General features: G+C 68.0%; 26 protein-coding genes and 2 riboswitches. Of the genes, 15 read left to right on the forward strand and 11 right to left on the reverse strand.

The features are described from left to right. Window positions 1-106 precede the first annotated feature (106 nt). Genes AB4089_RS12025 through mnhG form a run of 6 tightly spaced genes read left to right on the forward strand, consistent with a single transcriptional unit; the run spans window position 107 to window position 6,658 of the window. Window positions 107-3,181, forward strand: coding sequence for a Na+/H+ antiporter subunit A (locus AB4089_RS12025; protein ID WP_441409514.1), 3,075 nt, complete (start codon window positions 107-109; stop codon window positions 3,179-3,181). Then, window positions 3,178-3,825 carry a Na(+)/H(+) antiporter subunit C gene (locus tag AB4089_RS12030; RefSeq protein WP_441409515.1) on the forward strand — a complete coding sequence of 216 codons (648 nt, stop codon included), beginning with the start codon at window positions 3,178-3,180 and terminating at the stop codon, window positions 3,823-3,825. Before AB4089_RS12025 ends, AB4089_RS12030 begins: the two co-directional genes overlap by 4 nt. Beyond that, window positions 3,822-5,468, forward strand: coding sequence for a Na+/H+ antiporter subunit D (locus AB4089_RS12035; protein ID WP_441409516.1), 1,647 nt, complete (start codon window positions 3,822-3,824; stop codon window positions 5,466-5,468). Before AB4089_RS12030 ends, AB4089_RS12035 begins: the two co-directional genes overlap by 4 nt. Continuing rightward, a complete protein-coding gene (locus tag AB4089_RS12040) occupies window positions 5,465-6,010 on the forward strand; it encodes a Na+/H+ antiporter subunit E (protein ID WP_441409517.1) in 546 nt (181 codons plus the stop codon). The genes AB4089_RS12035 and AB4089_RS12040 overlap by 4 nt, the downstream gene beginning before the upstream one ends. Continuing rightward, window positions 6,007-6,285, forward strand: a complete 279-nt coding sequence (locus tag AB4089_RS12045; RefSeq protein ID WP_441409518.1) for a monovalent cation/H+ antiporter complex subunit F — start codon at window positions 6,007-6,009, stop codon at window positions 6,283-6,285. Before AB4089_RS12040 ends, AB4089_RS12045 begins: the two co-directional genes overlap by 4 nt. After that, window positions 6,275-6,658, forward strand: coding sequence for a monovalent cation/H(+) antiporter subunit G (gene mnhG / locus AB4089_RS12050; RefSeq protein WP_441409519.1), 384 nt, complete (start codon window positions 6,275-6,277; stop codon window positions 6,656-6,658). Before AB4089_RS12045 ends, mnhG begins: the two co-directional genes overlap by 11 nt. Before the next feature lie 109 nt (window positions 6,659-6,767). Here mnhG and AB4089_RS12055 read toward each other — a convergent pair whose 3' ends face one another. Together AB4089_RS12055 and AB4089_RS12060 are read right to left on the reverse strand one after the other, a co-directional pair. Beyond that, window positions 6,768-7,031 carry a DUF4235 domain-containing protein gene (locus AB4089_RS12055; RefSeq protein WP_441409520.1) on the reverse strand — a complete coding sequence of 88 codons (264 nt, stop codon included), beginning with the start codon at window positions 7,029-7,031 and terminating at the stop codon, window positions 6,768-6,770. A gap of 41 nt (window positions 7,032-7,072) precedes the next feature. Next, window positions 7,073-7,609 carry a heme-degrading domain-containing protein gene (locus AB4089_RS12060; RefSeq protein WP_441409521.1) on the reverse strand — a complete coding sequence of 179 codons (537 nt, stop codon included), beginning with the start codon at window positions 7,607-7,609 and terminating at the stop codon, window positions 7,073-7,075. Window positions 7,610-7,796: 187 nt separating this feature from the next. Further along, window positions 7,797-7,941, forward strand: a riboswitch (TPP riboswitch). A gap of 66 nt (window positions 7,942-8,007) precedes the next feature. On the opposite strand from AB4089_RS12060, the gene AB4089_RS12065 reads away from it, so the two are divergent. The 5 genes from AB4089_RS12065 to AB4089_RS12085 all read left to right on the forward strand — a co-directional run bounded on the left by AB4089_RS12065 (window position 8,008) and on the right by AB4089_RS12085 (window position 14,074). Continuing rightward, window positions 8,008-8,655, forward strand: a complete 648-nt coding sequence (locus tag AB4089_RS12065; protein WP_441409522.1) for an ECF transporter S component — start codon at window positions 8,008-8,010, stop codon at window positions 8,653-8,655. A gap of 40 nt (window positions 8,656-8,695) precedes the next feature. Next, the gene (locus AB4089_RS12070; RefSeq protein ID WP_441409523.1) at window positions 8,696-10,354 is read left to right on the forward strand and encodes an ABC transporter ATP-binding protein; all 1,659 of its coding nucleotides are present in this window, start codon (window positions 8,696-8,698) and stop codon (window positions 10,352-10,354) included. Further along, window positions 10,351-11,154 carry an energy-coupling factor transporter transmembrane component T family protein gene (locus AB4089_RS12075; RefSeq protein ID WP_441409524.1) on the forward strand — a complete coding sequence of 268 codons (804 nt, stop codon included), beginning with the start codon at window positions 10,351-10,353 and terminating at the stop codon, window positions 11,152-11,154. Before AB4089_RS12070 ends, AB4089_RS12075 begins: the two co-directional genes overlap by 4 nt. Window positions 11,155-11,302: 148 nt before the next feature. Next, window positions 11,303-12,826 carry a UDP-N-acetylglucosamine 1-carboxyvinyltransferase gene (locus AB4089_RS12080; RefSeq protein WP_441409525.1) on the forward strand — a complete coding sequence of 508 codons (1,524 nt, stop codon included), beginning with the start codon at window positions 11,303-11,305 and terminating at the stop codon, window positions 12,824-12,826. Window positions 12,827-12,880: 54 nt separating this feature from the next. Beyond that, complete coding sequence (locus AB4089_RS12085; RefSeq protein ID WP_441409526.1) at window positions 12,881-14,074, forward strand: glutamate--cysteine ligase 2; 1,194 nt, start codon at window positions 12,881-12,883, stop codon at window positions 14,072-14,074. A 39-nt stretch (window positions 14,075-14,113) separates the two neighbouring features. Here AB4089_RS12085 and AB4089_RS12090 read toward each other — a convergent pair whose 3' ends face one another. From AB4089_RS12090 to AB4089_RS12100, 3 genes are read right to left on the reverse strand one after another with little or no spacing between them, the layout of a single operon-like run. Beyond that, window positions 14,114-15,322 (reverse strand): O-succinylhomoserine sulfhydrylase, encoded by a 1,209-nt coding sequence (locus AB4089_RS12090; protein WP_441409527.1) that lies wholly within the window; start codon window positions 15,320-15,322, stop codon window positions 14,114-14,116. Beyond that, a complete protein-coding gene (locus tag AB4089_RS12095) occupies window positions 15,323-15,742 on the reverse strand; it encodes a rhodanese-like domain-containing protein (RefSeq protein WP_441409528.1) in 420 nt (139 codons plus the stop codon). Then, complete coding sequence (locus AB4089_RS12100; protein WP_441409655.1) at window positions 15,739-16,050, reverse strand: DUF1737 domain-containing protein; 312 nt, start codon at window positions 16,048-16,050, stop codon at window positions 15,739-15,741. The genes AB4089_RS12095 and AB4089_RS12100 overlap by 4 nt, the downstream gene beginning before the upstream one ends. 35 nt (window positions 16,051-16,085) lie before the next feature. Then, window positions 16,086-16,200, reverse strand: a riboswitch (SAM riboswitch). Between the two features lie 371 nt (window positions 16,201-16,571). Between AB4089_RS12100 and AB4089_RS12105 the strand changes: the two genes are divergently transcribed. Further along, on the forward strand, window positions 16,572-17,528 hold the full coding sequence (locus tag AB4089_RS12105) for a hypothetical protein (protein ID WP_441409529.1): 957 nt from the start codon (window positions 16,572-16,574) through the stop codon (window positions 17,526-17,528). Window positions 17,529-17,585: 57 nt separating this feature from the next. On the opposite strand, the gene AB4089_RS12110 is transcribed toward AB4089_RS12105, so the two are convergent. Both AB4089_RS12110 and AB4089_RS12115 read right to left on the reverse strand, forming a co-directional pair. Then, entirely contained in the window at window positions 17,586-17,834 is a 249-nt protein-coding gene (locus AB4089_RS12110; protein ID WP_441409530.1) for a hypothetical protein, read from the reverse strand. A gap of 375 nt (window positions 17,835-18,209) precedes the next feature. Beyond that, window positions 18,210-19,172, reverse strand: a complete 963-nt coding sequence (locus AB4089_RS12115; RefSeq protein ID WP_441409531.1) for an aminodeoxychorismate lyase — start codon at window positions 19,170-19,172, stop codon at window positions 18,210-18,212. A gap of 94 nt (window positions 19,173-19,266) precedes the next feature. Here AB4089_RS12115 and cls point away from each other — a divergent pair, with 94 nt between their 5' ends. The 3 genes from cls (at window position 19,267) to AB4089_RS12130 (ending at window position 21,739) form a co-directional block, all read left to right on the forward strand. After that, a complete protein-coding gene (gene cls / locus AB4089_RS12120; RefSeq protein ID WP_441409532.1) occupies window positions 19,267-20,742 on the forward strand; it encodes a cardiolipin synthase in 1,476 nt (491 codons plus the stop codon). A 153-nt stretch (window positions 20,743-20,895) separates the two neighbouring features. Continuing rightward, window positions 20,896-21,318: a large conductance mechanosensitive channel protein MscL gene (gene mscL, locus AB4089_RS12125; RefSeq protein ID WP_441409533.1), complete on the forward strand. Its 423-nt coding sequence runs from the start codon at window positions 20,896-20,898 to the stop codon at window positions 21,316-21,318. A 199-nt stretch (window positions 21,319-21,517) separates the two neighbouring features. Continuing rightward, window positions 21,518-21,739, forward strand: a complete 222-nt coding sequence (locus tag AB4089_RS12130) for a hypothetical protein (RefSeq protein WP_441409534.1) — start codon at window positions 21,518-21,520, stop codon at window positions 21,737-21,739. A 114-nt stretch (window positions 21,740-21,853) separates the two neighbouring features. On the opposite strand, the gene pabB is transcribed toward AB4089_RS12130, so the two are convergent. The 4 genes from pabB to AB4089_RS12150 all read right to left on the reverse strand — a co-directional run bounded on the left by pabB (window position 21,854) and on the right by AB4089_RS12150 (window position 25,723). Next, window positions 21,854-23,941, reverse strand: a complete 2,088-nt coding sequence (pabB, locus tag AB4089_RS12135; protein WP_441409535.1) for an aminodeoxychorismate synthase component I — start codon at window positions 23,939-23,941, stop codon at window positions 21,854-21,856. Continuing rightward, window positions 23,938-24,498: a low molecular weight protein-tyrosine-phosphatase gene (locus AB4089_RS12140; RefSeq protein ID WP_441409536.1), complete on the reverse strand. Its 561-nt coding sequence runs from the start codon at window positions 24,496-24,498 to the stop codon at window positions 23,938-23,940. The genes pabB and AB4089_RS12140 overlap by 4 nt, the downstream gene beginning before the upstream one ends. Before the next feature lie 75 nt (window positions 24,499-24,573). After that, window positions 24,574-25,098, reverse strand: coding sequence for an NUDIX domain-containing protein (locus AB4089_RS12145; RefSeq protein ID WP_441409537.1), 525 nt, complete (start codon window positions 25,096-25,098; stop codon window positions 24,574-24,576). 1 nt (window position 25,099) lies between these two features. After that, window positions 25,100-25,723: a LysE family transporter gene (locus tag AB4089_RS12150; RefSeq protein WP_441409538.1), complete on the reverse strand. Its 624-nt coding sequence runs from the start codon at window positions 25,721-25,723 to the stop codon at window positions 25,100-25,102. Between the last annotated feature and the right edge of the window lie 29 nt (window positions 25,724-25,752).

Below are 25,752 nucleotides of genomic sequence, written 5' to 3' on the forward strand. Positions count from 1 at the left end.
CAAAAGAATTTGTACACGCTTGGTAAACTGTCGGCACCGAACCTAACAAATGAACCGCCTGCTCCAACTTGCTGACAATCGAAATTCTGACGTTGCGGAGACACCAGTGATCACAGTCCTTGCCGTGCTGTTTGCGGTGGCTGCTGTGGCCCCGCTGCTGTTCCGAAAGTTTGGCAGGAACGCGTTCTTCGCCCTCGCCGCGGTCCCCGCGGGCTCCTTTATCTGGCTGGTCCTGCAGCACGACGCAATTTATTCAGACGCGGGCGATTCCACCGGGGCGATCACCGAAGTGGTGCCCTGGATTCCCGGGCTGCAGCTGGATCTCGCCTTCCGGATGGATGCCCTGGCCTGGGTCATGTCCCTGCTGATTCTGGGCGTGGGCGCGCTGGTGCTGGTGTACTGCGCCCGGTATTTCAGTGACAAGGACGACTCCCTCGGCGGGTTCGGCGCCCAGCTCCTGGCCTTCGCCGGTGCCATGTTCGGCCTGGTCACCGCCGATGACCTCCTCCTGATGTTCATCTTCTGGGAACTCACCACGGTGCTGTCCTACCTGCTGATCGGCTATGCCCGCACCCGGCTCTCGGCCCGGCGCTCCGCGCTGCAGGCCCTCGTGGTGACCACCGCCGGCGGGCTGGCCATGCTCGTGGGGCTCATCATTCTCGGTTCAACCGCCGGCACCTACCGGATCCAGGCCATCCTGGACGAGGCCCCCGCCCTGCTCGCCGGCCCGGCCGGGGGAGCCGTGAGCGCCGCCGTCGTCCTTATCCTGATCGGTGCGATCACCAAATCCGCCCTGGTGCCCTTCCACTTCTGGCTCCCCGGCGCGATGGCCGCGCCCACACCCGTAAGCGCCTACCTGCACGCCGCCGCCATGGTGAAGGCCGGGATCTATCTTGTGGCCCGCCTGGCACCCGGATTCGCCGACGCCCCGCCGTGGCTGCCGATCGTGCTCGGCCTGGGCCTGACCACCATGCTGGTGGGCGGCTACCGGGCCCTCCGGCAAACCGACATCAAGCTCATCCTCGCCTACGGCACCGTGAGCCAGCTGGGCTTCCTGACCATGGTGATGGGCCTCGGCACCCCCGAGGCCGCGCTGGCCGGGCTCGCCCTGCTCGTGGCCCACGCACTCTTCAAGGCCACCCTCTTCCTGGTGGTGGGCATCATCGACCACCAGTCCGGGACCCGCGACATCCGCGAGCTCTCCGGCGTTTACGGCTCGGCCCGGGCGCTGGCGATCGTGGCGGCGATCGGCACGGCCTCGATGGCGGGCATCCCCCCGCTGGCCGGCTTCGTTGCCAAGGAGTCCGTGTTCGAGGCCTTTGTGCACTACAGCTCCGAATCCGGAACCGGGCCCTGGCTGCTGGCAGGCCTGGTGGTGGGTTCCGTCCTGACCTTCGCCTACAGCGCCCGGTTCATGTGGGGCGCCTTCGCCCTCAAGCCCGGCGTGGAGCCGACACCCTTCAAGCCGATCACCCCGGCTTTCCTGGCCGCGCCGGCGATCCTGAGCTTCCTGACGATCCTCTACGGACTATGGCCCGTCCCGGTCGACGGCTGGGTCCAGCCCTATGCGGCGCTCTTTGTGGACGGCTCCGCTGCCGGCGGCGCCACGTCCTCGCCCGGGCACCTGGCGCTGTGGCACGGCATTACCCCGGCCCTGGGCCTGACCGCGCTGACGTTCGCCCTGGGCCTGGCCATGTTCTACGGACGCAACGCCGTGTCCAGGGTGCAGTCGAGGGTGCCGGGCTGGATCGACGCCGACCGTGCTTACCAGCAAACGATCGGCGCCCTCGACGACACCGCCGTCTGGATCACCGGACGGACCCAGCGTGGTTCGCTGTTCTTCTACCTCTCCGTGATCCTGACCGTGGCGTTCGTCCTGCCGCTGACTGCGCTGCTGCTGGCCAACAAGCCGCTGCCGCCGAATATGTACTTCATTGATCCCGGCTCGCCGCTGCAGCTGGTGGCCGGAGCCGGTATCGTGATCGGGGCGCTCGCCGCGGTGCGCGCCAACAAACGCTTCCTGGCTGTCCTGATGGTCTCGGTCACCGGCTACGGCATTGCCCTGATGTTCGCGCTGCAGGGCGCACCGGACCTTGCACTGACCCAGATGCTGGTCGAAACCATCATCCTGGTGGCGTTCGTGCTGGCCATGCGGAGCCTTCCCGCGGGCTTGCGCGACCGCACCGGCGGGAAATACCGGGTCATCCGGGTGGTGATCGGCCTGGCCTTCGGCGTCACCATGATTTTCGTGGCCATCCACGCCCTCGGCGCCCGGGTGGTGCCGCCGGTTTCCCTGCAGTTCCCGCAGCTGGCCTACGAGGGCGGCGGCGGCCTCAACGTCGTCAACGTGACCCTGGTGGACATCCGGGCCTGGGACACCTTTGGCGAGATCTCGGTCCTGGCCCTGGCCGCCACCGGCGTGGCCAGCCTCATCTTCGTCCGCGGCCGCGGCGACCGCATCCGGGCGTCCGCGTCCGTCGCGGAAGGCACTGTCGGCCGGCGTGCCGGGGCCAGGGGCAGCACCCGCGATGACGCCGCCCTGGCGATGAACCGGCGGTTCGCCGCCGCCACCCGGGACGCCTGGCTGGTGGCCGGCCGGACCCTCGCGCCGGAACGCCGCTCGATCATCTTCGAGGTGGTCACCCGCCTCATCTTCCACTCGATGATCGTGTTCTCCATCTATCTGCTCCTGGCCGGCCACAACCTGCCCGGTGGCGGCTTCGCCGGTGGCCTCACCGCCGGCCTCGCCCTGACCATCCGCTACCTCGCCGGCGGCCGCTTCGAACTTCGCGAAGCCACTCCCGTCGGCGCCGGCACGCTGCTGGGGATCGGCCTGGCCACGGCCGCGGCCGCCGGGATGACGCCGCTGCTGCTGGGCGGCCAGGTGTTCCAGAGCGCGATCGTGGAGCTGTGGCTGCCCGTCTTTGGCGACATCAAGTTCGTCACCTCCACCATCTTCGACATCGGCGTCTACATCGTGGTGGTGGGTCTTGCCCTGGACGTGCTGCGCAGCCTGGGCGCCGAGATCGATGAACACTTCGAGGAACAGCCCGAACCGTCCGAAGACCGGGAGGCCGCCGGCGGCCTCGCGGATGCGGCACCCGAAGCGGAAAATGCCGAAGCGGAAGATGCTGTCGCGGAAAATACCGACACCGAAACTGCTGCCAAGGGGAGATCATGAGCGTCAATCTGACCTTGCTGACGGTCATGGGGGCGCTCTACGCCTGCGGCATCTACCTGATCCTTGAACGCAGCCTCACAAGGGTGCTGCTGGGCCTGATGCTGCTGGCCAACGCCACCAACCTGCTGATCCTCGCCACCGGCGGCTACTCCGGGCTGGCGCCGATGTTCGAGAAGGGCATCCCGGCCGGGGATTACAACGATCCCCTGCCGCAGGCCCTGATCCTTACCTCGATCGTCATTTCCTTCGCCGTTACCTCGTTCATGCTGGGCATCATCTACCGGACCTGGGTCCTGGCCCGCCAGGACGAAATCCAGGACGACGCCGAGGACCGCCGCGTCGCGGAAACGCCGAGCTTCGATGCCGAGGACGACTCCGTGATCCCGGTCGAGACCTCGGAGTTCCCGCTGGCCATGGTCGGCTCCGACGGCACAGGCACAGGCGCAGGCACGGGCACGGGCCCCGCGGCCACGGCCGCCGGTACACCTGCCGGTGCCGGGGCAGGGAGCAGCGCCGCGGTCATGTCCGGCGACCGCCCCGTGCGGGCCGACAAGGCCGCCTCCGAAGAACAGCCCGGCTCCCTCAACGTTGACCCCAGACCGGGCCACAGACCGGACCCCAGACAGGAAGGAGGCGGAGAGTGAACATCGCCAGCTTTGCCCCGCTCGCCGTCGTACTCCCCATCCTGGGCGCCGCCCTGACGTTCCTGCTGATCCGCTACCCCCGTGCCCAGCGTGCGGTCAGCATCGCCCTCCTGTCGCTGACCCTGCTGCTGGAATGCTGGCTGCTGGCCTCCGTCTGGGACGGCGGGACAACCGCCGTGAACATCGGCGGATGGCTGCCGCCCTGGGGCATCGTGCTCGTGGTGGACCAGTTCTCCTCGCTCATGCTTGTGGTGTCCTCGGCCGTGAGCCTTGCGGTGCTGATCTACGCCACGGGACAGGGCATGGCCGACGGCGACCGTGACGCGCCCGTCTCGATCTTCCACCCGACGTACCTGATCCTGGTGGCCGGGGTGTCCAACGCCTTCCTCTCCGGGGACCTCTTCAACCTCTACGTCGGCTTTGAGATCCTGCTGACGGCCAGCTACGTGCTCATCACCCTCGGCGGAACGGGCCCGCGCATCCGGGCCGGCGTGACCTACGTGGTGGTCTCGGTCGTGTCCTCGGTCCTGTTCCTGATCGCGATCGCCATGGTCTACGGCGCCACCGGAACCATCAACATGGCGGACCTCGCCATCAAGCTCGGGGACCTGGACCAGGGCACCCGGACGCTGCTGCACGTCATGCTGCTGGTGGCCTTCGGCATCAAGGCCGCCGTGTTCCCGCTGTCCTTCTGGCTCCCTGACTCCTACCCCACGGCCCCGGCCCCGGTCACCGCCGTGTTTGCCGGGCTGCTGACCAAGGTGGGCGTCTATGCGATGGTCCGCACGGAGACGCTGCTCTTCCCGGGCGACGCGCTCAACGCCCCGCTCATGGTCGCTGCGCTGCTGACGATGGTGGTGGGCATCCTTGGCGCCCTGGCCCAAAGTGACATCAAGAGGCTCCTGTCCTTCACCCTGGTCAGCCACATTGGCTACATGGTCTTTGGCCTGGCCATGTCCACGGTGGCCGGCCTGGGCGCCGCGGTCTTCTACGTGGCCCACCACATCACCATCCAGACCAGCCTGTTCCTGGTGACCGGCCTGATTGAACGCCGCGGCGGCAGCTCGTCCATGGACCGCGTGGCCGGACTGGCCAAACTCTCCCCGGTTTTGGGAGTCCTGTTCTTCATCCCCGCCATGAACCTGGCCGGCATCCCGCCGTTCTCGGGCTTCCTGGGCAAGCTGGGGCTCCTTCAGGCGGGCGTCGAGCTGGGCACTCCGCTGGCCTACGCCCTGGTGATCGGCGGCGTGCTGACCAGCCTGCTGACCCTGCTGGCGATCGCGAGGGTCTGGAACCGGGCGTTCTGGCGCAAGCCCGAGGACGCCGAACACCCCGATCCGGTGCTCCTGGCGGCCCCGGCGGACTCCGCCACCGGGGACCGGGCCGGCCGGGCGAATGTGACCCTGCTGCCGCGCACCATGGTGGGCTCCACCCTGGGCCTGGTGGTCTTTGGCGTGGCCCTGACGGTCTTTGCCGGACCGCTGTTCAGGGTGGCAGACCAGTCCGCCGCGGAGATGCTGGACAGGTCCCCCTACATCCATGCCGTGCTGGGCCAGGACGCACCGGTGCCGCCGGTGCCGGGCCCGGTCCAGCCGGGGCAGGCCCAGCCCGGCCAGGTCCAGGAGCAGGGCGGCGGGAAATGAGCCGGAAAAGGATCTCGCTGCGCCAGGAACTGCCGCTGCTGGTGTGGCTGGTTTTCGTCTGGGGCGCACTATGGCAGAACTTCAGCCCCGGCAATCTCCTCTTCGGGGCCCTCATCGCCGTGCTCGTGGCACGCATCTTCTACCTGCCCCCGGTGGAGCTCGGCGGCCGCTTCAACGTGCTCCGCGCCGTCCCCTTCGTCCTCATCTTCCTGGCAAAAGTCGTCGCGGCCAGTTTCCAGGTCCTGTACCTCGCCGTGGTCCGTGGCCCCAAAGTCGTCAGCGCAATCGTCGCCGTGCCGCTGCGGAGCCATTCCGACCTCCTGGTCACGGCCACCGGGCACGTGATCTCCCTGATTCCGGGATCCCTTGTGGTGGAGGTGGACAGGTCCACGTCCACGCTCTACATCCACGGCATCAACGTCCGCAACGCCCAGGACGCGGCCAAGCTGCGCAAGGAGGTCCGGGACACCGAGGCCGGGCTGATCAGGATCATGGGCTCCAAAGACGAACTCTCCGCCCTTACCCAGGAGGTCACCGCATGATGCAGATCGTCCTGACGGTGACCGCCGTCGTACTTTCCCTCGCCGCACTGGGGGCGATCATCCGGATCGCGCGGGGCCCCTCACTGCTGGACCGTGTCCTCGCCGCCGACGTGCTGCTGGCCATCTTCGGCGCGGCCCTGTGCATCGACATGGCCGCCAACCGGCACCTGAACAACCTGATGCTGCTCGTGGCGATCTCCCTGATCGGCTTCGTCGGCTCGGTCACCTTCGCCCGGTTCGTGGCCGACCGGAGGGAGAGCGTCCGTGAATCCTGACACAGTGATCGACTCCGTCTCGGCCGTGTTCATGGTGACCGGCGCCCTCATGTCCCTCGGCGCCGCAGTCGGGCTGTTGCGCTTCCCGGACCTCATGAGCAGGATGCATGCCGCCACCAAACCGCAGGTCCTGGGACTGTTCCTGCTGCTGGCGGCCCTTGGCCTGCAGATGCGCACCTGGTGGGTGTGGCCCGTGCTGGTGGTGGCGTGGCTCTTCCAGCTGCTGACCGTCCCCGTATCGGCCCACATGGTGGGCCGGGCCGGTTACCGGACCAAGCACCTGCACCCGGAGCTGCTGACCTCCGACGAGCTCGAGGCAGTGGTTCAGCAGGCGGCCGCCAAGCACGGAGCGGACGACGTCGACGCCGGCTAACCGAAACGGCTAACCGAAGCGCCTAATCCGTAGCGTCCAATCCGGAGGCGGGCCAGCCAGGTCCGTCGCGACGATGTCCGCCCAGCCAGGTCCGTCCAGCCAGGGCCGGCTAGACGATGTCCTGGGTTTTGGAGAAGCGGGTGATCGCCCGCTGCGTGCCGCGGTTGGCGAGCACCTGGATGATGGCGCTGACCGATGCGGAGATCAGGGCGAACGTCAATGCCGTGCGCAGCGTGGTGGGGACGTCGTCGTCGTGGCCCTTGGGCGGCTTGTTGCCCGTGGACTTTTCCCAGATGGTGTCCACCAGCTTGGTGCCGGCAAAGCCGGCCGCGAGGCTGACGCCGGTGCCGAGCAGCTTGATGAGGATGGTCATTCTTCGGTCTCCTTGGGGCGGGAACAGGGGCTACCCCCAGCCTAGCGTTCCGGTGTGAGGACGTTCCGCAGGGCCTCGACAACAAGATCGTGGTCCGCCTTCTGGGGCAGGCCGGAGACGGTGACGACCGCGACGGCGCCCGTGCCGCGGACGTAAATGGGAAACGCTCCGCCGTGCGCGGCGAACTCCATCTGGTCGAACCAGGCGTTGTCCTCGATCCTGCCGCCGGCAGCGCGGGCGCGGAGGCCCACCAGCAGGGACGGGACCTCGTACCGCATGGCCGTGCGCTTCTTGGCGTTGATCCAGCGTTCGTTATCCGGCGTGGCGCCGTCCAGCGCGGCGTGGAAGAGCACCTGCTCGCCTTTGGTGATGTCGACGGCGATGGGCAGCGAGCGTTGCCTGCCCAGCTCGACGAGGAGGAGTCCTAGGTCCAGGGCATCGTCCTTGCTGAACGAGGCGAACTGGAGGGCCTCCATCTCGGCCAGCACGCGGCCGATGAGCGCCGCGAGGGATCCCTGCGGCTGCGGCTCGCTCGAATCGGGGTCGTATTCCCCGGAGGGATCTGGTGTGAGCGTCAAAATAGTCCAGCTTTCCGGTGCGTGACTAGGCCGCCCGCAGGCGGGTCCGGGTGTCCGACACGTCGACTCTACCAAGCGGCAATTCCCGGCCGCGGTGACCGGCTTTGCCCGGCCCCGGATTGTGACGGCACGCCACTGAAAACCCGGCCGTCCGGGTGTAAACTGAGCCAGCCCACAAGGGCAGAATAATTTACGACAGGGGAGCGCCGCCGTCGGGCATCGCCGGAAAAATCCGGGGAAAACCGCTGGTGGGCGCTGAGAGTGCGGACAGCCGCAGACCCTCGAACCTGATCCGGTTAGTACCGGCGCAAGGGAGTCGAGATCTCAGGATGCGCGGAGGGCGGCGGAAGCCGAACCCGGCCGGAGCATCCTCCCCTCCTGTTCCTCAGGAGGACGACATGACAGATATTTCAGCACAGCATGGTTCCACCAGCCGCCCAGCCGCCCGCCGCAACTACACCTGGCGTGTGGTGGACATTGTGGTGGCCGCCTTGATCGCCGTTGCCGGCGGCGTCATCTTCTGGGCCTGGTCCCAGGGTGCGAACCTGATTTCAACCCCGGTCAACGCCATCTACCCGCCGCTCAGCGGACTCTACGCCGGCGGCTGGATGATTCCGGCCGTATTGGGCATGCTCATCATCCGCAAGCCGGGTGCGGCGCTCTTCTGCGAGAGCGTGGCGGCCACGGGCGAGCTCATCATGGGTTCCCAGTACGGCACCACGGTGCTGATCTCCGGTGTGCTGCAGGGCCTTGGCGCGGAGCTGGTCTTCGCGGCCTTCCTCTACACGAAGTTCAACCTGCCTGTATCGCTGCTGGCCGGGGCGGGTGCGGGCCTCTTCTGCGGCCTGAACGATTCCTTCCTGCCGTGGGGCTGGAACATCGCCTACGAAGCCGGCGACAAGCTCGCCTACATCGTCTTCACCACCATCTCCGGTGCTGTGATTGCCGGCGGACTGTCCTGGCTCGCCACCCGAGGCCTGGCCAAGACAGGCGTGCTGGGCTCCTTTGCCTCCCGCAAGGCCGCCACGGAGCCCGTTTTCTCCTGAGCCGACTGCTGAACCTACATCTGAAACCTGCAGACGACTCATGAGACCTTCACCGGAAGTCAGGCCGGCCGCCGTCACGGCCCGCGGCTGGGGCTGGCGGCACGCCGGAAGGCCCCGGCCCGCGGTCAGCGGCCTTGACCTGGACATCCGGCCGGGGGAGCGCGTGCTCCTGCTGGGCCCCTCCGGCGCCGGCAAATCGACGCTGCTCCACGCCCTGGCCGGCGTGCTGGGGGACGGCGCAGCCGGGCCTTCCGGCGACTCCGGCGACGCCGAAGATTCCGACGAGACGGGAAGCCTGCTGATCGACGGGGCCCCGCCGCGGGCGCAGCGCGGCCGCGCCGGGCTGGTGCAGCAGGACCCGGAAACGCAGGTGGTGCTGTCCCGCCTCGGCGACGACGTCGCCTTCGGGGCTGAGAACCTCGCCGTCCCGGCGGAGGAGATCTGGCCGCGGGTGGGCGAGGCGCTCGAGGACGTCGGCCTGGGCAGGCTGCCGCTGGACCATCCCACGTCGGCGCTCTCCGGCGGACAAAAGCAGYGGTTGGCGCTAGCCGGGATCCTCGCGATGCGGCCAGGGCTGCTGCTGCTTGACGAGCCGACGGCCAACCTGGACCCCGCGGGCGTCCTGGAGGTCCGCGACGCCGTGGGCCGCTGCCTGGACAAGACCGGCGCCACCCTGGTGGTCGTGGAGCACCGGGTGGCAGTCTGGAAGGACCTGGTTGACCGGATCGTGGTGCTCCAGCCCGGCTCCGCCACGGACTCCGCGGTCCTGATCGACGGGCCGCCGGACCGGGTCCTGGCCCAGGCGCGGGACATGCTCATCGGTGCCGGCGTGTGGGTCCCGGGCCACGTGCCGGCAACGCGGGCGCGACGGCAGGCGCCCGGCACAGGTCAGCTCCTGCTGGAGGCGGAAGGCCTCGCGGTGTCCCGCGAGCGGCCGCGGCGGGCCGGGCTGCGCGAGCGCTTCCGCACGATTGCGCCGCGTCCGGTCCAGTCCGGGGTATGTGCCCAGGTCCGTGCCGGGGAGGCCCTGACCATCACGGGGCCGAACGGCTCGGGGAAGTCCACCCTGGCGCTGACGCTCGCCGGTCTCCTGCGGCCCGTTGCGGGGACGGTCTCGGCCGCGCCTGCGCTCAGCGGCGGTCTCAGCGCGGGCCCCAGCGGCGGCGCCGGCGCGGGTGCCGCGGGCGGCGCGGGCGGCGCCGGAACTGACCCGTACCGGYGGAAGGCCCAGCAGCTGATCGCCAGGATAGGTACCGTGTTCCAGGAGCCCGAGCACCAATTCGTCACCGGCAGGGTCCTCGATGAGCTCATGTTCGGTCCCCGCCACCTCGGCTACGGCGAAGACCGCGTCGCTGAGCTGCTGGAACGGCTGCGGCTGACGGAACTCGTCGACGCCAACCCCTACACGCTCTCCGGCGGCGAGAAGCGGCGCCTGTCGGTCGCCACCGTGCTCGCGGCGCATCCGCGGGTGCTGGTCCTGGACGAGCCCACTTTCGGCCAGGACGCCAACACCTGGGCCGAGCTCGCCTCATTCCTGTCCGAACTCCTCGACGCCGGCACCGCCGTCGTGTCCGTGACGCACGACGCCGAATTCAGCGCCGTACTTGGCGGCACGGAACTCCGCCTCCGGCCGCGGGAAACTGCCGCCGCAGACGCTCCCGGCCCGGACCTTGAACTCCCGGAGGGGGCCTCGCCATGAGGGACACGCTGAGCATTCGCGGCAACCACGCGATGCTGACCCGAGCCAACCCGCTCGCCAAGTTCGCTGCGGTCTTCCTGATCACCCTTGTCCTGGCGCTGTCCATCGACTGGGTCTCGGCGTCGGTGGCCCTGGCCTTCGAACTGCTGCTCCTGCCGCTGGCCGGCCTCACCCTGGCCTTGCTGTGGCAGCGCGGCTGGCCGCTGATCCTCGCGGCGGCGCTGGGCGGCTGGAGCACCGCCATCCTTGCGCCCGACGCAGGGTCCATCCTCGTCGACGCCGGGATCTGGTCCATCAGCGCCGGCTCCCTGCAGCTGGGGATCGGGTTCATGCTCCGCGGGCTCGCGATCGCACTGCCGGCGGTGCTGCTGATGAGCTGCACCGACCCCACCGACCTCGCCGACGCCCTGGCCCAGAACGCAAAACTGCCGCACCGGTTCGTGCTGGGCACCCTGGCCGCCATGCGGCTGGTCGGGATCATGGCCGAGCAGTGGCAGACGATCGGCATGGCCCGGCGGGCCCGGGGCGTGGGCTCGAGCGGGAACCCCTACCAGCGGTTCCGCGCAGCCCTGGGCCAGAGTTTCGGCCTGCTGGTGCAGGCGATCCGGAGCGCGTCCCGGCTTGCGGTGACCATGGAGGCGCGCGGGTTCGGCGGCGCCGCCCGCACCTGGGCCAGGCCGTCCACGTTCAGCGGGCTCGACGCGTGGGTGCTCCTGGGCGGGCTCGGTATCGCGGCAGCCGCCGTCGCAGCGGCCCTCGGCGCGGGCACTTGGAACCTCGTTTTCCTCGCCCGCCAGTAGCCGGCCCAGCCGGCACGGCCCGCCGCAGATCAGCGGTTTTTGCTGTGCAGGTCGGCGGTTATCGCATGGTTCGGGTATTTGTGTGAGATTGGCGCCATTCCGGCCGCAATTGCGGCAAGGCGTAGCTCATGCGTGATATTTTCGGGAAATGACTCAACCGACTGCTGAACACGTAGGCCTCCTGCTCCGCGAAGCCCGCGGGGCCAAGGGCTGGACCCAGGGACAACTCGCCGCCGAGCTCGGCACGAGCCAGAGCGCCATCGCCCGGATGGAACAGGGCAAGCAGAACCTGAGCCTGAAGATGATCCAGCGCCTGGAGGCGATCGTCGGGCACAGCATCGTCAAGGTGGGCCGGCCCCAGATGACGCACCTGCGTGTCGAGGGCGGCCGCACCCTCTCCGGCGCGGTGGACGTCAACAGCAGCAAGAATGCCGGCGTCGCGCTCTTGTGCGCCAGCCTCATTAACCGCGGCACCACCACGCTGCGGCGGCTCGCCCGGATTGAGGAAGTCAACCGGATCGTGGAGGTGCTGACCAGCATCGGCGTCGAATGCACCTGGCTCAACGCCAACGACCTCCAGATCCGCCGCCCCGCGGTCCTGGACCTGGCATCCATGGACGTGGAGGCCGCCCGCCGGACCCGCAGCGTCATCATGCTCCTGGGCCCGCTGCTGGACGAGGCCGAAACCTACCAGCTGCCCTACGCCGGCGGCTGCGACCTCGGCACCCGCACCGTGCAGCCGCACATGCAGGCGCTGCGCCAGTTCGGCCTGAGCGTGGAGGCGAAGTCCGGGTTCTACGCGGTCCAGGCCCCGCCGTCGGACGGCCATGACCGCTCCTTCGTGCTGAGCGAACGCGGCGACACCGTCACCGAGAACGCCATCATGGCCGCAGCCCACCGCCGCGGCACCACCGTCATCCGCAACGCCAGCCCCAACTACATGGTGCAGGATCTCTGCTTCTACCTGCAGATGCTCGGCGTGGAAATCGCGGGGGTCGGCACCACCACGCTGCAGATCACCGGCCGCCCGTCGATCGACGCCGACATCGAATACTTCCCGTCCGAGGACCCGATCGAGGCGATGAGCCTCATCACCGCCGGCATCGTGACGAACTCGGAAGTCACCATCCGCCGGGTGCCGATCGAGTTCATGGAAATCGAACTCGCGACGCTCGAACAGATGGGCCAGCGGCTCGAGGTCTCCGGGGAATACGTTGCCCGCAACGGCCGCACCCGCCTGGTGGATGTCACCACCAAGCCCTCGGAGCTGCGGGCACCGGAGGACAAGATCCACCCCATGCCGTTCCCCGGCCTGAACATCGACAACCTGCCCTTCTTCGCGGTGATCGCTGCCAACGCCCACGGCCAGACCATGATCCACGACTGGGTCTACGAGAACCGGGCCATCTACCTGACCGAGCTGAACAAGCTGGGCGCCCAGGTGCAGCTGCTCGATCCCCACCGTATCTACGTCAACGGGCCCACCAAGTGGCGTGCCGCCGAGGTGGGCTGCCCGCCGGCCCTCCGCCCCGCCGCCTGCCTGCTGCTGGCCATGCTGGCGGCACGCGGCGTCTCGGAGCTGCGGAACATCTATGTCATTGAGCGCGGCTACGAGGACCTGGCCGAGCGGCTCAACACCATCGGCGCGAAGATCGACTACTTCCAGGACTAGTGACCCCGCGTTGGTCTAGGGGCGTTTCGGCCGATCCTGACGCACAATAGATTCATGCGCACGTTCGGCGTGGAGGAAGAACTGCTGATAGTGGATCCCGAGTCGGGGATGCTGCTCGCACTCGCCGATCTCATGCTGCCCACGCTACTTCCGCAGCTGCCGCATGAGGAGGTCGCCAAGGTTCTCCCGCCACACAGACCGGTATACGAGGGCGGCGCCGACTTCAGCTACGAGCTCAAGCTCGAACAGATCGAGACCCAGACGCATCCGTGCCTGGACTACACCGAACTGCTCCGGCAGCTCAGGCACGGCCGTGCGCTTGCGGACCGCGCCGCGCGGGTCCACGGCGGCCGCGTCGCAGCCCTGGCCACCTCGCCCCAGGGCGCCGCGACCCACCTGACGCCCAAGCCGCGCTACATGACCATGCAGGAACGCTTCGGGCTCACAGTCCGAAACCAGCTGACCTGCGGCCTGCACGTCCACACCTTCGTGGATTCCCCGGAGGAGGGCGTGGCCGTCATGGACCGGATCCGGGACAAGCTGGCCGTGCTGATAGCCCTCAGCGCCAATTCCCCGTACTGGAACGGCGCCGAGACAGGATTCGAAAGCTACCGCACCCAGGCGTGGAACCGCTGGCCCGGGTCCGGCCCCACGATGATTTTCGGGAGCCTGCCGGTCTACCGGCGGGTGGTGACCCGGCTGGTGGAAAGCGGCGTTCTGATGGACGAGGGGATGGTCTATTTCGACGCTCGGCTGGCCCGCCAGCATCCCACCGTGGAGGTCCGGGTCGCCGATGTCTGCCTGCGGGCCGAGGACGCGGCGCTGATCGCCGTGCTGGTGCGCGCCCTCGTGGAGTCGGCGTCGCGGGAATGGAACGACGGCGTCGATCCGGCCCCGGTGCCCACGCTGCTGCTGCGGATGGCCGCCTGGCAGGCCAGCAACTGCGGGCTCCGCGGGGAGCTGCTGGACTTCGGCACCTTCACCCCGGCCCCGGCCACGGACGTGGTCTGGGCCCTCGTGGACTTTGTGGCCCCCGTGCTCCAGGAGCAGGGCGAGCTGGACCTGGTCCGGGACGGGGTCGCCCGGATCCTGGCGGAGGGCACCGGTTCGCAACTGCAGCGCGGGCCGTTCCGGGTAGGCGGGCTGCCCGCCGTCGTCGAACGGGCCGTCGAAATGACCGCGCAGGGCGCCATTCCCGAGCCCCGGGTGGACGAGGGTTCGTCCCTGGGCCCGGTGCGCCGGGGCTGACGGCGCCGGCAACCCGGCGGTGAGATACCCGTATGAGCGCTAGACCTGCTTGAGCGCCTGGCCGAGGTCCCGGATCAGGTCCTCCACGTCCTCCAGGCCCACCGAAAGCCTGACCACGCCGTCGCTGAGCCCGATTGCCGCGCGGCCTTCGGGGCCCATCGCGCGGTGCGTCGTCGTGGCCGGGTGCGTGATCAGGGACTTCGCGTCGCCAAGGTTGTTGGAGATGTCGATGATCCGCAGCGCGTCCAGCAGCGCAAAGGCTGCCTCTTTCGCGGTGCGTCCCTGGGAAGGCGAAAGCTCCAGCGTGAGCACGGTGCCGCCGGCCTTCATCTGCTTCACCGCGAGCTTGTGCTGCGGGTGGGAGCGCAGCAGCGGGTACTTCACCCAACTTACCGCGGGCTGCCCCTCGAGCCATTCGGCCAGCCGCAGTGCCGAGGCCGAGGAATGGTTGACGCGCAGGGCCATGGTCTCCAGGCCCTTGGTGAGCACCCAGGCGTTGAACGCGGAGAGCGCAGGGCCGGTGTGCCGCATGAGCTGCTTGACGGGACCGTCAATAAATTCCTTGGTCCCCAGGATCGCCCCGCCGAGCACGCGTCCCTGGCCGTCGATGTGTTTGGTGCCCGAGTAGACGATCACGTCAGCGCCGAGGTCCCCGCAACGCTGCAGCAGCGGTGTGGCGAAGACGTTGTCGACCACCACCGTGGCGCCCGCCGCGTGCGCCAGCTGGCTCACGGCGGCGATGTCTACGAGTTCCTGCATGGGGTTCGACGGCGACTCGAAGAACACCGCCGTAGTCGGCTCTGACAGAGCAGATTCCCACTGCTCCAGGTCCGGGCCGTCCACGAAGACCGTCTCGACACCCCAGCGCGGCAGGATCTCGTTGAGGATCACAAAGCACGAGCCGAACAGCGAGCGGGCGGCGACCACGCGGTCGCCGGCCGCCAACAGCGCACCGAGAGCGGTGAAGACGGCGGACATGCCGGACGCCGTCGCAAAACATGCCTCCGTTCCCTCGAGCAGCCGGAGCCGCTCCTGGAAGGTGGCGACGGACGGGTTGCCGTAGCGGGAGTAGACGAATCGCTCGTCCTCGCCGGTGAAGGCGCGCTCGGCGGCGGCGGCGGACTCGTAGACGAACCCCGAGTTGAGGAAGATCGGCTCGGTGGTTTCCTGGAATCCGGTGCGGTCAAGGCCGCCGCGGACAGCCTGCGTGTCGGCGGCCCAGCTGGCGGCGTCGGGGTTGAAAGTCACTTAAATCTTTCCAAGGTTGGTGGGCAGGCCGCGGTTCTTCCAGCCGTTGACGGTGCGTTCGCCAAAGCGGTCGGTCTCGCCTTCGAAGCCCTCAAGAACGTTGTACGCGGTGTAGCCGGCGGCCGTCGCGGCCGTCGCGGCGGCGATCGACCGGGCGCCGGAGCGGCACAGGAACACCAGTTCGACGCCGGTGTCCTCCGGTGCCTGCCGCCTCAGCTGCTCCACGAAGAGCGGGTTCGGGGCGCCCCCGGCGACATTCCACTGGATGAAGAGCGGATCGTTCGGCTTTTCGCCTGCGGACGCAGTGTCCGGGATGCCGATGTGGGCCCATTCGTCCTCGGTCCGGACATCCACCAGAATGGCTCCGGCCTCCAGCTTCGCCCACGCCTCCTGCGGGCTGAGGTCTCCGGCGTAGCTCACGCGTGGCCCTCGAATGCTTCATCGGCGCCAAACTCGTCGGCGTCGAGCTCATCGACTGCATTGGCCACGGCGGCGTCCGCGCTCGCAATCGCGGCCGGCAGGACCACCGCCTGCGCCACGATCACGGTGCTGCCGTTGAAGCTGGCGGCCGGGCTTCCGTGCAGCACATAGCCCTCGGCCAGGGCTGCCGACACCCGCTCGCAGAAGGCGCGGTCATCGGCCCCCGTGAAGAGGCGGTAGGCGAGCTTTTCCTCGCCGGCGCTGGGGGCGCTGGGGGCTGCATTGGGGGCAGCGGTAGTACTGGGTATGGCAGGGGTGGACGTGTCGGGCACGACGGATCTCCTCTTCACGCTTGCAGCTCGAATGGTCGATATGCCGAGTATTCACCTGAGGCACCCCGCCGCGAAAGGGAGGGTTGCCGACCGGCCAGTCAGGGCTTGGCGCCGGTTCTCATTACTCCCCAAAAACGTAACACCTGCGACGCCGGCCCGCACCGCCGCCGTCGTCATGTTCCGTAACCGGACCCTGACCACGGGGAAGCGCCGGCCGGCTCCGGCTGGTGGATCAAATGGGGCACTCCGGACCACCCGGACAAGTAGTAGCGGGCTCCAGTTTCGGGTACCGCCCACTCGTGCTGGCCGGGACCATTCGCCGTCTACTAGGAGGACAGGTCTGACGCGTCGGCCGGAGCAGCTGATTCGCCCAGTCCGTGAATCAAGCCGTCCCCCAATCGAACCGTCTTTCTACTCATAAGTTGTCAGCAAATCGGTGGCTGGAACCGCCGGAGCCGCAGCCGCGGCCCTGCCGGGGACGCCGGAATGGAGCGATCGTGGGCCCGCGAATACTGGTTACCGGGATAGCAAGCGCTGCCGGCCGGACCGTCGCGGCCCAGCTCGAAGCCCGCGGCCTTCCGTATCTGGGCTCCGACGCCCGTGCCGACACCCGCCAGGACGGAGACGTTCCCGCCACCGCGGCGGTGAGGCTCCTGCCGGCGACGGACCCGGACATGATCCTGGACCTGCGCCGGCTGGTTGACCGGGAAGCCATCAACCTCATCATTCCGACGCTCACCGTGGAGCTTCCGGTCCTGGCCGCGGCCCGTGGCGGATTCGCCCAGGACGTGCGGATCATCGTGGGCGACCCTGCGGCGGTGGCCCTGGCCAATGATCAACTGTTCACCACCTGGGCGCTGCAGGCAGCCGGCATTCCGGTGCCCCGGTTCGGGGTCCCGGGCGACCTCGCCGCCGCGCCGGCATCGCTCGCCGGCCTCAGCGGCCCCGTGGTCATCAAGCCGAGGGTCTTCAAAGGCTCCCACGGTGTCCACGTGCTGGCCGGAACCGCCACCGTGAGCTGGAGGAACATGCCGGCCGGGCAAATTGTCCAGGAGTTCATCCCGGGCGCCGACTACGTGTGCCTGGTGTTCGGCACTCCGGCGCGCAACGCGATGGCGCCTGTGGCCGTGGTTCTCGAGAAGACGAAAACTCCGTATGGACGAGCCGGCAGCGACGAGGTCAGCCGCAGGGTACCGGCGGGCCAGGCCGGGGACGTGCGGAAGCTGGGGCTGGCCGCCGTCCGAACCCTCGGGCTGACCGGGCCCGCGCAGGTCCAGATCCGGCGCCGCGCGGACGGCACCCCCGTGGTCCTGGGCGTGTGCGCGACCCTCGGGGAGAACAGCACCTGGGCCCCGGAAATGCTCGACGCCGTGTTGGCAACCTTCATGCTCCCGGCGTTCAATCCGGCCTCTTTCCGGCGGTGCCCGGCTGTTCCCGCGGACGCACTGGGCTGAGGCGCCGGCACCGGCCGGCCCGGACGCAGTGTGCGCGCCCCGTCGCCGATTCTCCGGTCAGTGCGTGATGAGGTCGGAACCGTGCCGGGCCCCGTGGGTGCTCCTGCGCAGGCTGCTGCGGGCGCTCTTGAATAACCCGATCAGCCCGACGGTCAGGGCGGTCGCCAGGAAGAGGATGAGCCGCACGGCGCCGGCCAGGAGCATGAGCAGCACCAATCCGGTGGTGAAGGGCAAACACAAGATGAAAACGACGATGAGGGTTGCCAGATAGCCGAATGCGAAGCCAACGAGGGTTGCCTGATCCATTGGACTGCCGTTCGTTGCGAGAGGGCGATTCCCTGAATGCTGCCGATGACTGTCCGCAGCTGTGCGGCACGTGGTCAGGGGCCACTTCCGCAGTACATACACCTCTGGACATACACCTCTGGGCCAGGCCGAACCCCGCGCCGAAGCGCTTTACGGGACCAGCTCAGCCGGGTTAATGACCGTCTGCCCTACGGACAGGACGGTGAGGGCTCGCGCGCCCCAATGTACGGTTCGCGTCTAAGCCGGGTCTCCTGCAGGCGTTGCTCCCGCGCGGACTGTTCCTGGCTCAAGCTCATGGATGGATCGTCCCACTTGCCCCCTGTACCGGACAGGGTCTTCAGGCCTTGCTGCGGCGCCCGTATCTGACCCCGCTCGCTATTCGATCGTGGAGAACAGCTCGCTGAGTTCGGCCGTGAGCTGGCGCCGCAGTTCCGGGGTGCCGATTTCCTGGCCGTCGATGTGGTTCACCGGCGCCAGCAGCCGGATGCTGGAGATCAGCCAGACGGCGTCGGCGTCCAGCAGGTCCTTGGGCTCCAGCGGGCCGTAGCCCAGCTCCCAGCCGGCGGCCTTGGCGGCGGTGAACAGGGCACCTTGTGAGGTGCCCGGCAGGATGCCGCTGTCCAGCTGCGGGGTGATGAGCCGCCGGACCGTGCGGACGCCGCCAGCGCCGTCGTCCTCGGTTTCGAGGTGGGCCAGCAGAACGGTCGACGTCGGCCCCTCCAGGACCCGGCCGTCCGCGGACGTGAAGATGACGTCGTCGGCGCCCTGCTGGTGGGCGTAGCGCAGCGCTGCCATGTTCACGGCGTAGGAGAGGGTCTTGGCGCCAAGCAGGAGCCAGGGGGCGCGCTCGCCGACTTCGCTGTCGTAGCCCCGATCCAGCAGGATGACGTCAACTCCGGTCTCGCGCTGCCGGCGGCCCGAAGCTGCGGGCGCAGAGGCCTGGACCCAGCAGGTGGGGGCCGAAGCGCCCTCCGGGCCGCGGGTGACGATCAGCTTAACCACTACCTCGTCCTTTTCACCTCCGGCAGCCACGGCGGGATCCTGCCGCCGGAACTCAGCGATGGCCGTTTCCACCGCCCGCCGCCAGCGGTCCCCGGCAGGGATATTCAGCTCCAGCAGCCGGGCCGAGCTCGCCAGCCGGGTCAGGTGCGCCTGGATCTTGCGGGGCCTGCCGCCCACGGCCAGCAGCGATTCGAAAACGCCGTCGCCGCGGGTGGCGCCCAGGTCCGTGGCCATCAGTTGCGGTTTCGACGCGTCGGCAACACGGCCGCCGTCGAACGCCGGGTCGAGGAACACCAGCACGGTCGCGGGCGCGGGAACAGAGGCGGGAATGGTCATGGCTCCAGCTTAGTCGCGGTGGTCCCGGGATAGGATTTGCTCGTTGCCCGTTCCGGAACTGTTCCGCGGGCTTTGTACTTTGAGGGGTTCGCCTGTGCTGTGGCCATTTCCGCTGGCGGAAACTTTACCGTCGTGGGCGGTTCTGATCCTGACCCTGATCGACGTCGCCATCCGTGTGCTTGCCCTGGGCATCATCCCCGGAAACCGGCGGCCCACCACTGCGATGGCCTGGCTGCTGGGCATCTTCATTTGGCCCACGCTGGGCCTGATCCTGTTCCTGCTGTTCGGCAATTTCCGGCTCTCCCGCCGCCGCCGCGCCCAGCAGGACGCGGTCAACACCCGGATCCGGGCCGGAACATCGGAACTGCAGGCTGTCGAAAGCCGTTACAGCGGACCGGAATGGGTGGCATCGGCCGCCGAACTGAACAAGACGCTGGGATCCCTGCCCATGGTGGACGGCAACAGCGTGGAGCTGCTGCCCGGCTACCCCGACTCGATCAAGGCCATGGCCGAGGCGGTCCGCGGCGCCAAGTCCTTCGTCAACGCCGAGTTCTACATCATGAGCACGGACCACGTCACCGACGACCTGCTCACCGCACTGGAGGAGGCGGCGGAGCGCGGCGTCGAGGTCCGCGTCCTCTTCGACCACCTCGGCACGCTCCGGATCAAGGGCTACCGCCAGCTGAAGGCCCGGCTCAACGCCAGCAAGATCCGCTGGCGGCCCATGCTGCCGCTGCGCCCGGTGCACGGCCAGTGGCGCCGCCCGGATCTGCGCAATCACCGCAAGATCATGGTGATCGACGGCGAGATCGCCTTCACCGGATCGCAGAACCTGATCGAGCCGTCCTACAACAATCCCAAGCACCGCAAGGTCGGCCGCGAATGGGTGGAGCTCATGGCGTGCCTGCGCGGGCCCATTGTCACCACCTTGAACGTGGTCTTCGCGACCGACTGGCTCAGCGAAACCGACGAATCCCTTGAGGAGCAGCTCGAACACCAGCCGGAGTCCCACCCCGGAAACATCACGGCCCAGGTGGTCCCCAGCGGCCCCGGGTTCATCACCGAGAACAACCTGCGGCTCTTCAACACCCTGATCTACTCGGCTCAGCATAAGGTCTCGCTCTGCAGCCCGTACTTCGTCCCGGACGACTCGCTGCTCTACGCAGTGACGACGGCGGCGCAGCGCGGCGTCGAGGTGGAGCTTTTCGTTTCGGAAAAGGGAGACCAGTTCCTTGTCCACCACGCGCAGCAGTCGTACTACCAGGCCCTGCTCGAGGCAGGCGTGCGGATCTACCTGTACAAGGCGCCCTTCGTGCTGCACGCCAAGCACTTCACCATCGACAACGAGGTGGCCGTGCTCGGCTCCAGCAACATGGACATGCGTTCCTTCTCGCTGAACCTCGAGGTCTCTGTGATGCTCCTCGGCGAGGACATTGTGCAGCGGATCCGCGCCGTGGAGGACACCTACCGCAGCATCTCGCACGAACTTTTGCTGGAGGACTGGATGAAACGTCCCATGAAGGTCAAATATGTGGACAATGTGGCCCGGCTGAGCGCAACCCTGCAGTAGCCAAAGCGTTCGCGTGAGTCTGGTAATCGAGATTCGGTCGGGCAACCGATTCCCGGGAAAATCCGGGGTGCAGGAATTCCAGCCATAACGGCGTCACCGGATATTTAGCTCCAGGTCATCGATGCCGCGTCAGCATGGGGTAGCTTGAGCGTTATGTTGACCGGATTCAAGAATTTCATAATGAAGGGCAACGTCGTAGACCTTGCCGTCGCCGTCGTGATTGGTGCGGCTTTCGGCACCGTCGTCACGGCCCTAGTCCAGAGTGTCCTCATGCCGTTCATTGCTGCCCTGGTCGGCTCGCCTAACTTCGACAGTTTCGCCGTCGTGACCCTGAACGGAAACGACATCAAATTCGGTGTGCTGCTCACCGCGATCGTCAACTTCGTTCTGGTGGCCGCGGCCATCTACTTCGTCATTGTTGTGCCGATGAACCACATGGTGGAACGACGCAACAGGCGCCTGGGAATCAACCCGGAGGTCAAGGAAGAGGCGGCGGAAGATCCGCAGATCGCTTTGCTCACCGAAATCCGCGACTCTCTGCAGCGCGACTCCCTGCAACAGGAGCGGCGCCACTAGCCCCCCGGAACGCGAAGTCCCATTCTGGCCGTTTAGCGCGGTAAATCTGATGATGAATTTAGATGTTTTGTTGGTGGCTCTGCGATAGCGTATCTGGCAGGGGCGCGGGGAGGATTCGGCGTCCGTGCATGCCCATTCCTGCATATGCGGGGGCCGTCTCGGGTGTGCTGTTGTTCCGCATCGATGAAAGGAAATCAACATGGCTGTTTCCATTGAATTGGGCAAGGCACTCGATAAGGCCTACGAGAACGCAACCCTCGATGAAGTTCTCGACGCACCGCCCTCAGCGCTTGCCGGACTCACCGAAAAGCACGACGAAATGCTCGCGAGCATGGGAATCAAGACCGTTCGCGACCTGGGCAGCAACAAACATTTCGCAACCGCCGGTGTGCTGGTGGCCTTGGCCGGCAAGGTCGGATAGTCCTTCCGCACCAGGCGGCATGGGCGCCGCAAAAAGGTCCCACCGGTCCGAACCGGTGGGACCTTTTCCTTGCCCGCGCCGATCCGGACGGGCCCTACAGGGCAAACGCGGCACTCAGCCTTGGGGGAACTCGGCGCCCAGCGCCGAGAGCACGCCGAAGGCCTTGGTCCGGACTTCCTCATACTCCTCCTGCGGGGAGGAGTCGGCGGTGACGGCGCCGCCGACGCCGAGACTCAGCTCCGCCGTGCCGTCGCCGCGCGCGGTGATCACCAGGGTCCGGATCGCCACGGAAAGGTCCGCGGCGCCGCTGAGGGAGAAGTAGCCGATCGCGCCGGAGTACACGCCCCGCGGCGCGGCCTCCAGCCGGTCCAGGATGGCCATGGTGCTGACCTTCGGGGCGCCGGTCATGGAACCGGCGGGGAAGCAGGCGGCGACAGCCTCGGCCCGCGGCAGCCCAGGCCGCAACTGGGCATCGATGGTGCTCACCATCTGGTGCACGGTGGCGTAGCTCTCGATCGCACACAGCCGGCTGACGGACACCGACCCCGGGACGGCGAAGTGGCTGAGGTCGTTGCGCAGCAGGTCCACGATCATGATGTTTTCCGCGCGGTCCTTGGCCGAAGACGCCAGTTCCCGGCGCAGGGCGGCGTCCGTGCCTGGATCGGCATCCCGACGGCGCGTGCCCTTGATCGGTTCGGCCCGCATCCTGCCGTCCGCGGCGATCTGCAGGAAACGCTCCGGCGAGGTGCTCGCCACGGCGAGCCCGCCGAACCGCAGGTAGCTGGCGAAAGGGGCCGGGTTGCGGCTCCGCAGGTCCAGGTAGGTCTGCCACGGCTCCGGGCCCTGCGAGCCTTCGGGCGAGGCCGCGGTGAGCGCCGTGGTCAGGCAGACCTCATACGTGTTGCCTTCGGCAATCTCGCGCTGTGCCTCGGCGACCTTGGCCTTGTAGCCGGTTTCCGTGTCCCGGCCGGTGAAGAGAGGGGCGGCCGGCGGTGCGGCGTGGCGGCCGGTGACGTCCGGCGCCGGGGAGTCCGGTGCGGGGGAGGCCTGCGCCCGAGACGCCGGGGCGGCCGCGGCGACGGCCGCACGGGCCGCCTCGAGCCAGCCGTCGGCGTCGGGGGATTCCAGGGTCAGCAGCCATGCCGTGCCCTCGGCATGGTCAAGGACCACGGCGCGGCCGGCGAAGATCAGGCACGCGTCCGGCGTGCTGGCGGCCACGTCAGTGCCGCCGGTTTCACGCTTGAGCTCATAGCCCAGGTACCCGAGCCAGCCCAGGGCGAATTCGCACGGGTACGCTTCCGGTGCACGGAGCGCACGGCGCCCCCACGCGCCGTCCAGCCACCGGAAGAACGGGCCGTCGGTGGTCACGGTGGCCTGGCCCGTACTGATGAGGGTCTGTCCGGAACTGTGCCGGACGGTCTGGCCGAAGCGGCCGCCGTCGTCGGCCAGGATGCTGAAGCGGCTCCGCTCCGCGGCCTCCGGGGCGAGGCCTGCCGGGTCCAGCGAGGAGTCGAGCCACACGGCGTTGGGCGATCCGCCGAAGAGCGCCGCGAACAGCTGGGCGGCCTCCGGTTCGGCGTCGATCCGTTCTGCGCGCAACTGCAGGCCGCGCCGGGCGGCGAGCTCGGGCAGCAGGGCGGGGGCGACGGCGGGAAGGTACTGCAGGGCCTGCAGGACGTCGTCCGGGGCGGTGCCGTCGGCCCGGTTGAGCACGTGCACATCCGCGCGGGCCGGGACGTCGTCGCCGGCCAGCCACTCGGCTTCCTGGGCGGCCCATTGGTCCCAGTACGGTTCATAGGTGTCGCCGTCCCGGGCCAGCGCCCGGGCCCGGCGTTCGGAGTCGGAGGAATCCGCCCAGATCACGGCGTCCAGCATCGGGTGCGCCGCCGCCGCGGCGGCGCCGACGCCCTCCACCAGGACAATTTCTGCCGGTCGCGTGGTGCGGGCCTCGCCGTCGTAGTGCCGCTCCCAGTCCCAGCTGACCCATTCCGCGTTCTCCCCGCGTCGCAGGGGCGCAAGGACGGTGGTGACGTAGCGTTCGATCCCGGCCGCAAGCCCGTTCCAGCCGGGATAGATGTCCTCCAGGTGGAAGAGCGAGACCTTGTGGTGTTCCCTGAGCCGCGCCGCCAGTTCGATGGCCAGGGTGGTCTTGCCGGAGCCGGACCGCCCGTCGATTGCGATGATGACGGGTGCTGGGCTCATGAAATAGAGCGTACCCGTTGCCCTTCATTGCCGTGATGTTGCCCGTCCCGCCGTTCAAGTTGGGTGCGGACGTGCTGCACAATCCCCGGAACGGAGGCCCGGATGAGGTCCCAGGTGGCCTCGAAGTCGGCGTGGCCGCCGTACCAGGGGTCCTCGATGCCCTGCTCCAGCGGGTCCTTGTCCGCCACGGCGGGGTCGAAGCTGCGGAGCATGCGGATTTTGGCCAGGGCGTCCCGGTCCGGTGCCGCCTGACGGAGCCAGCCGTAGTGGTCGACGTCGAGGGCCAGGATCAGGTCCCGGCTGGCGAACCATTCGCGGCGCCATTCGCGTGCCATGTGGCGGTCCGAAACGATGTTCTGGGCTGTGAGTTTGCGTGCGGCCCGGGGGTCGATGGGCCGGCCGGCCTCATACGCGGTGGTGCCGGCGGAATCGATGACGACCTCGGCAAGGTGCTCGGCCCGGAATGCCTCCGCCAGCATGAGTTCGGCCATCGGAGACCGGCAGATGTTTCCGGTGCAGACCGCGATGATCCGGTACTGGCTCGACATTGAGGTCATAGCTAAGCATGAACGATCCCGGACGTCTTGGCTAGCGGGCGCCCGCCAAGTGTTACAAAACGTGTCAACCGATATTTACTCATTGTCATGGCCGGATTCGTCCTGTGCGGCCGGGCCGGGACCAAGGTACCGGACCAACGCGTCGAGGACCGGCAGTTGTCCCTTGACCAGCCTGGACCGGGCATCTTGCTCCGTGGTCCATTCGGCGCGGTCGATCTCCGGGAAGCTGCTGACGGTGCCGGATCCCCTCGGCCACTCCAGCGTGAAGGTGTTGCTCACTACCTGGTCGGGCTGGAAGTCCGATTCCGCGGTGAAGACCGTGATGACCTTGCCGGAGGGCTGCCTGAAGTCGCCAAGCCGGTGGTAGTCGCCCTCAGGTGCCGGCGTGCCGATTTCCTCCGCAAACTCGCGGTGCGCGGCAATCAGCGGGTCTTCGTCGGACAGGTATTCACCCTTGGGGATGGACCAGGACTGATTTTCCTTGCGGGCCCAGAAGGGTCCGCCCATGTGGGCTATCCAGACTTCCAGTTGGGGTGCGCCGGTCTGTTGGGATGTAGTGCCCAGCCGGTACAGCAGAATGCCGGCGCTCCGAACGGTCATGTCAGTGGATTGAGGCCAGCAGGACGCCGACGCCGACGAAGAGCCCGCCGAACGTCCGGTTCAGGACCTTCTGCCCGGCGGCGTCATGAGTGAAGCGCTGGAACGACCGGGCCGCTGCCGCGAAGAAGAACCACATGACCAGGATGTCGATCACGATCACGGTGGCGGACAGGACCGCGTACTGCGGGAGCAGCGGCTGCTCAGGCCGAATGAACTGGGGCACGAAGGCCAGGAAGAAGACCACGGCCTTGGGATTGAGCAGATTGACCCAGAGTCCGCGGCGGAACATGGACAGGGCCGGCTCGTTGCGCAGGGCGGCGGCCTTCTCCTGGTCCAGGTCCGGTTTGCTCAGGAACTGCCGGATGCCCAGGTACACCAGATAGGCGGCCCCTGCGTAGCGGATCACGTTGAAAGCGATCGGCGAGCTTGCCACCAGCACCCCGACGCCGAGGGCGACGATCAGGATGTGCACCACCAGGGCGGCCTGCTGGCCCAGGATGCCCCACAGGGAACGGCGGAATCCCGAGTTCAGGGAGTTGCTCATGGTGTTGATGGCGCCCGCGCCGGGAGTGAAGCTGATCAGGACGCCGGCGCCGGCCAGGGCCAGCCAAAGGGAGGGTTGCACGAACCAAGTTTACTGTCAGGGCGGTGGCC

The sequence above is a fragment of the Arthrobacter sp. 2MCAF15 genome (genome assembly GCF_052115605.1).
Taxonomy (GTDB): Bacteria; Actinomycetota; Actinomycetes; order Actinomycetales; family Micrococcaceae; genus Arthrobacter.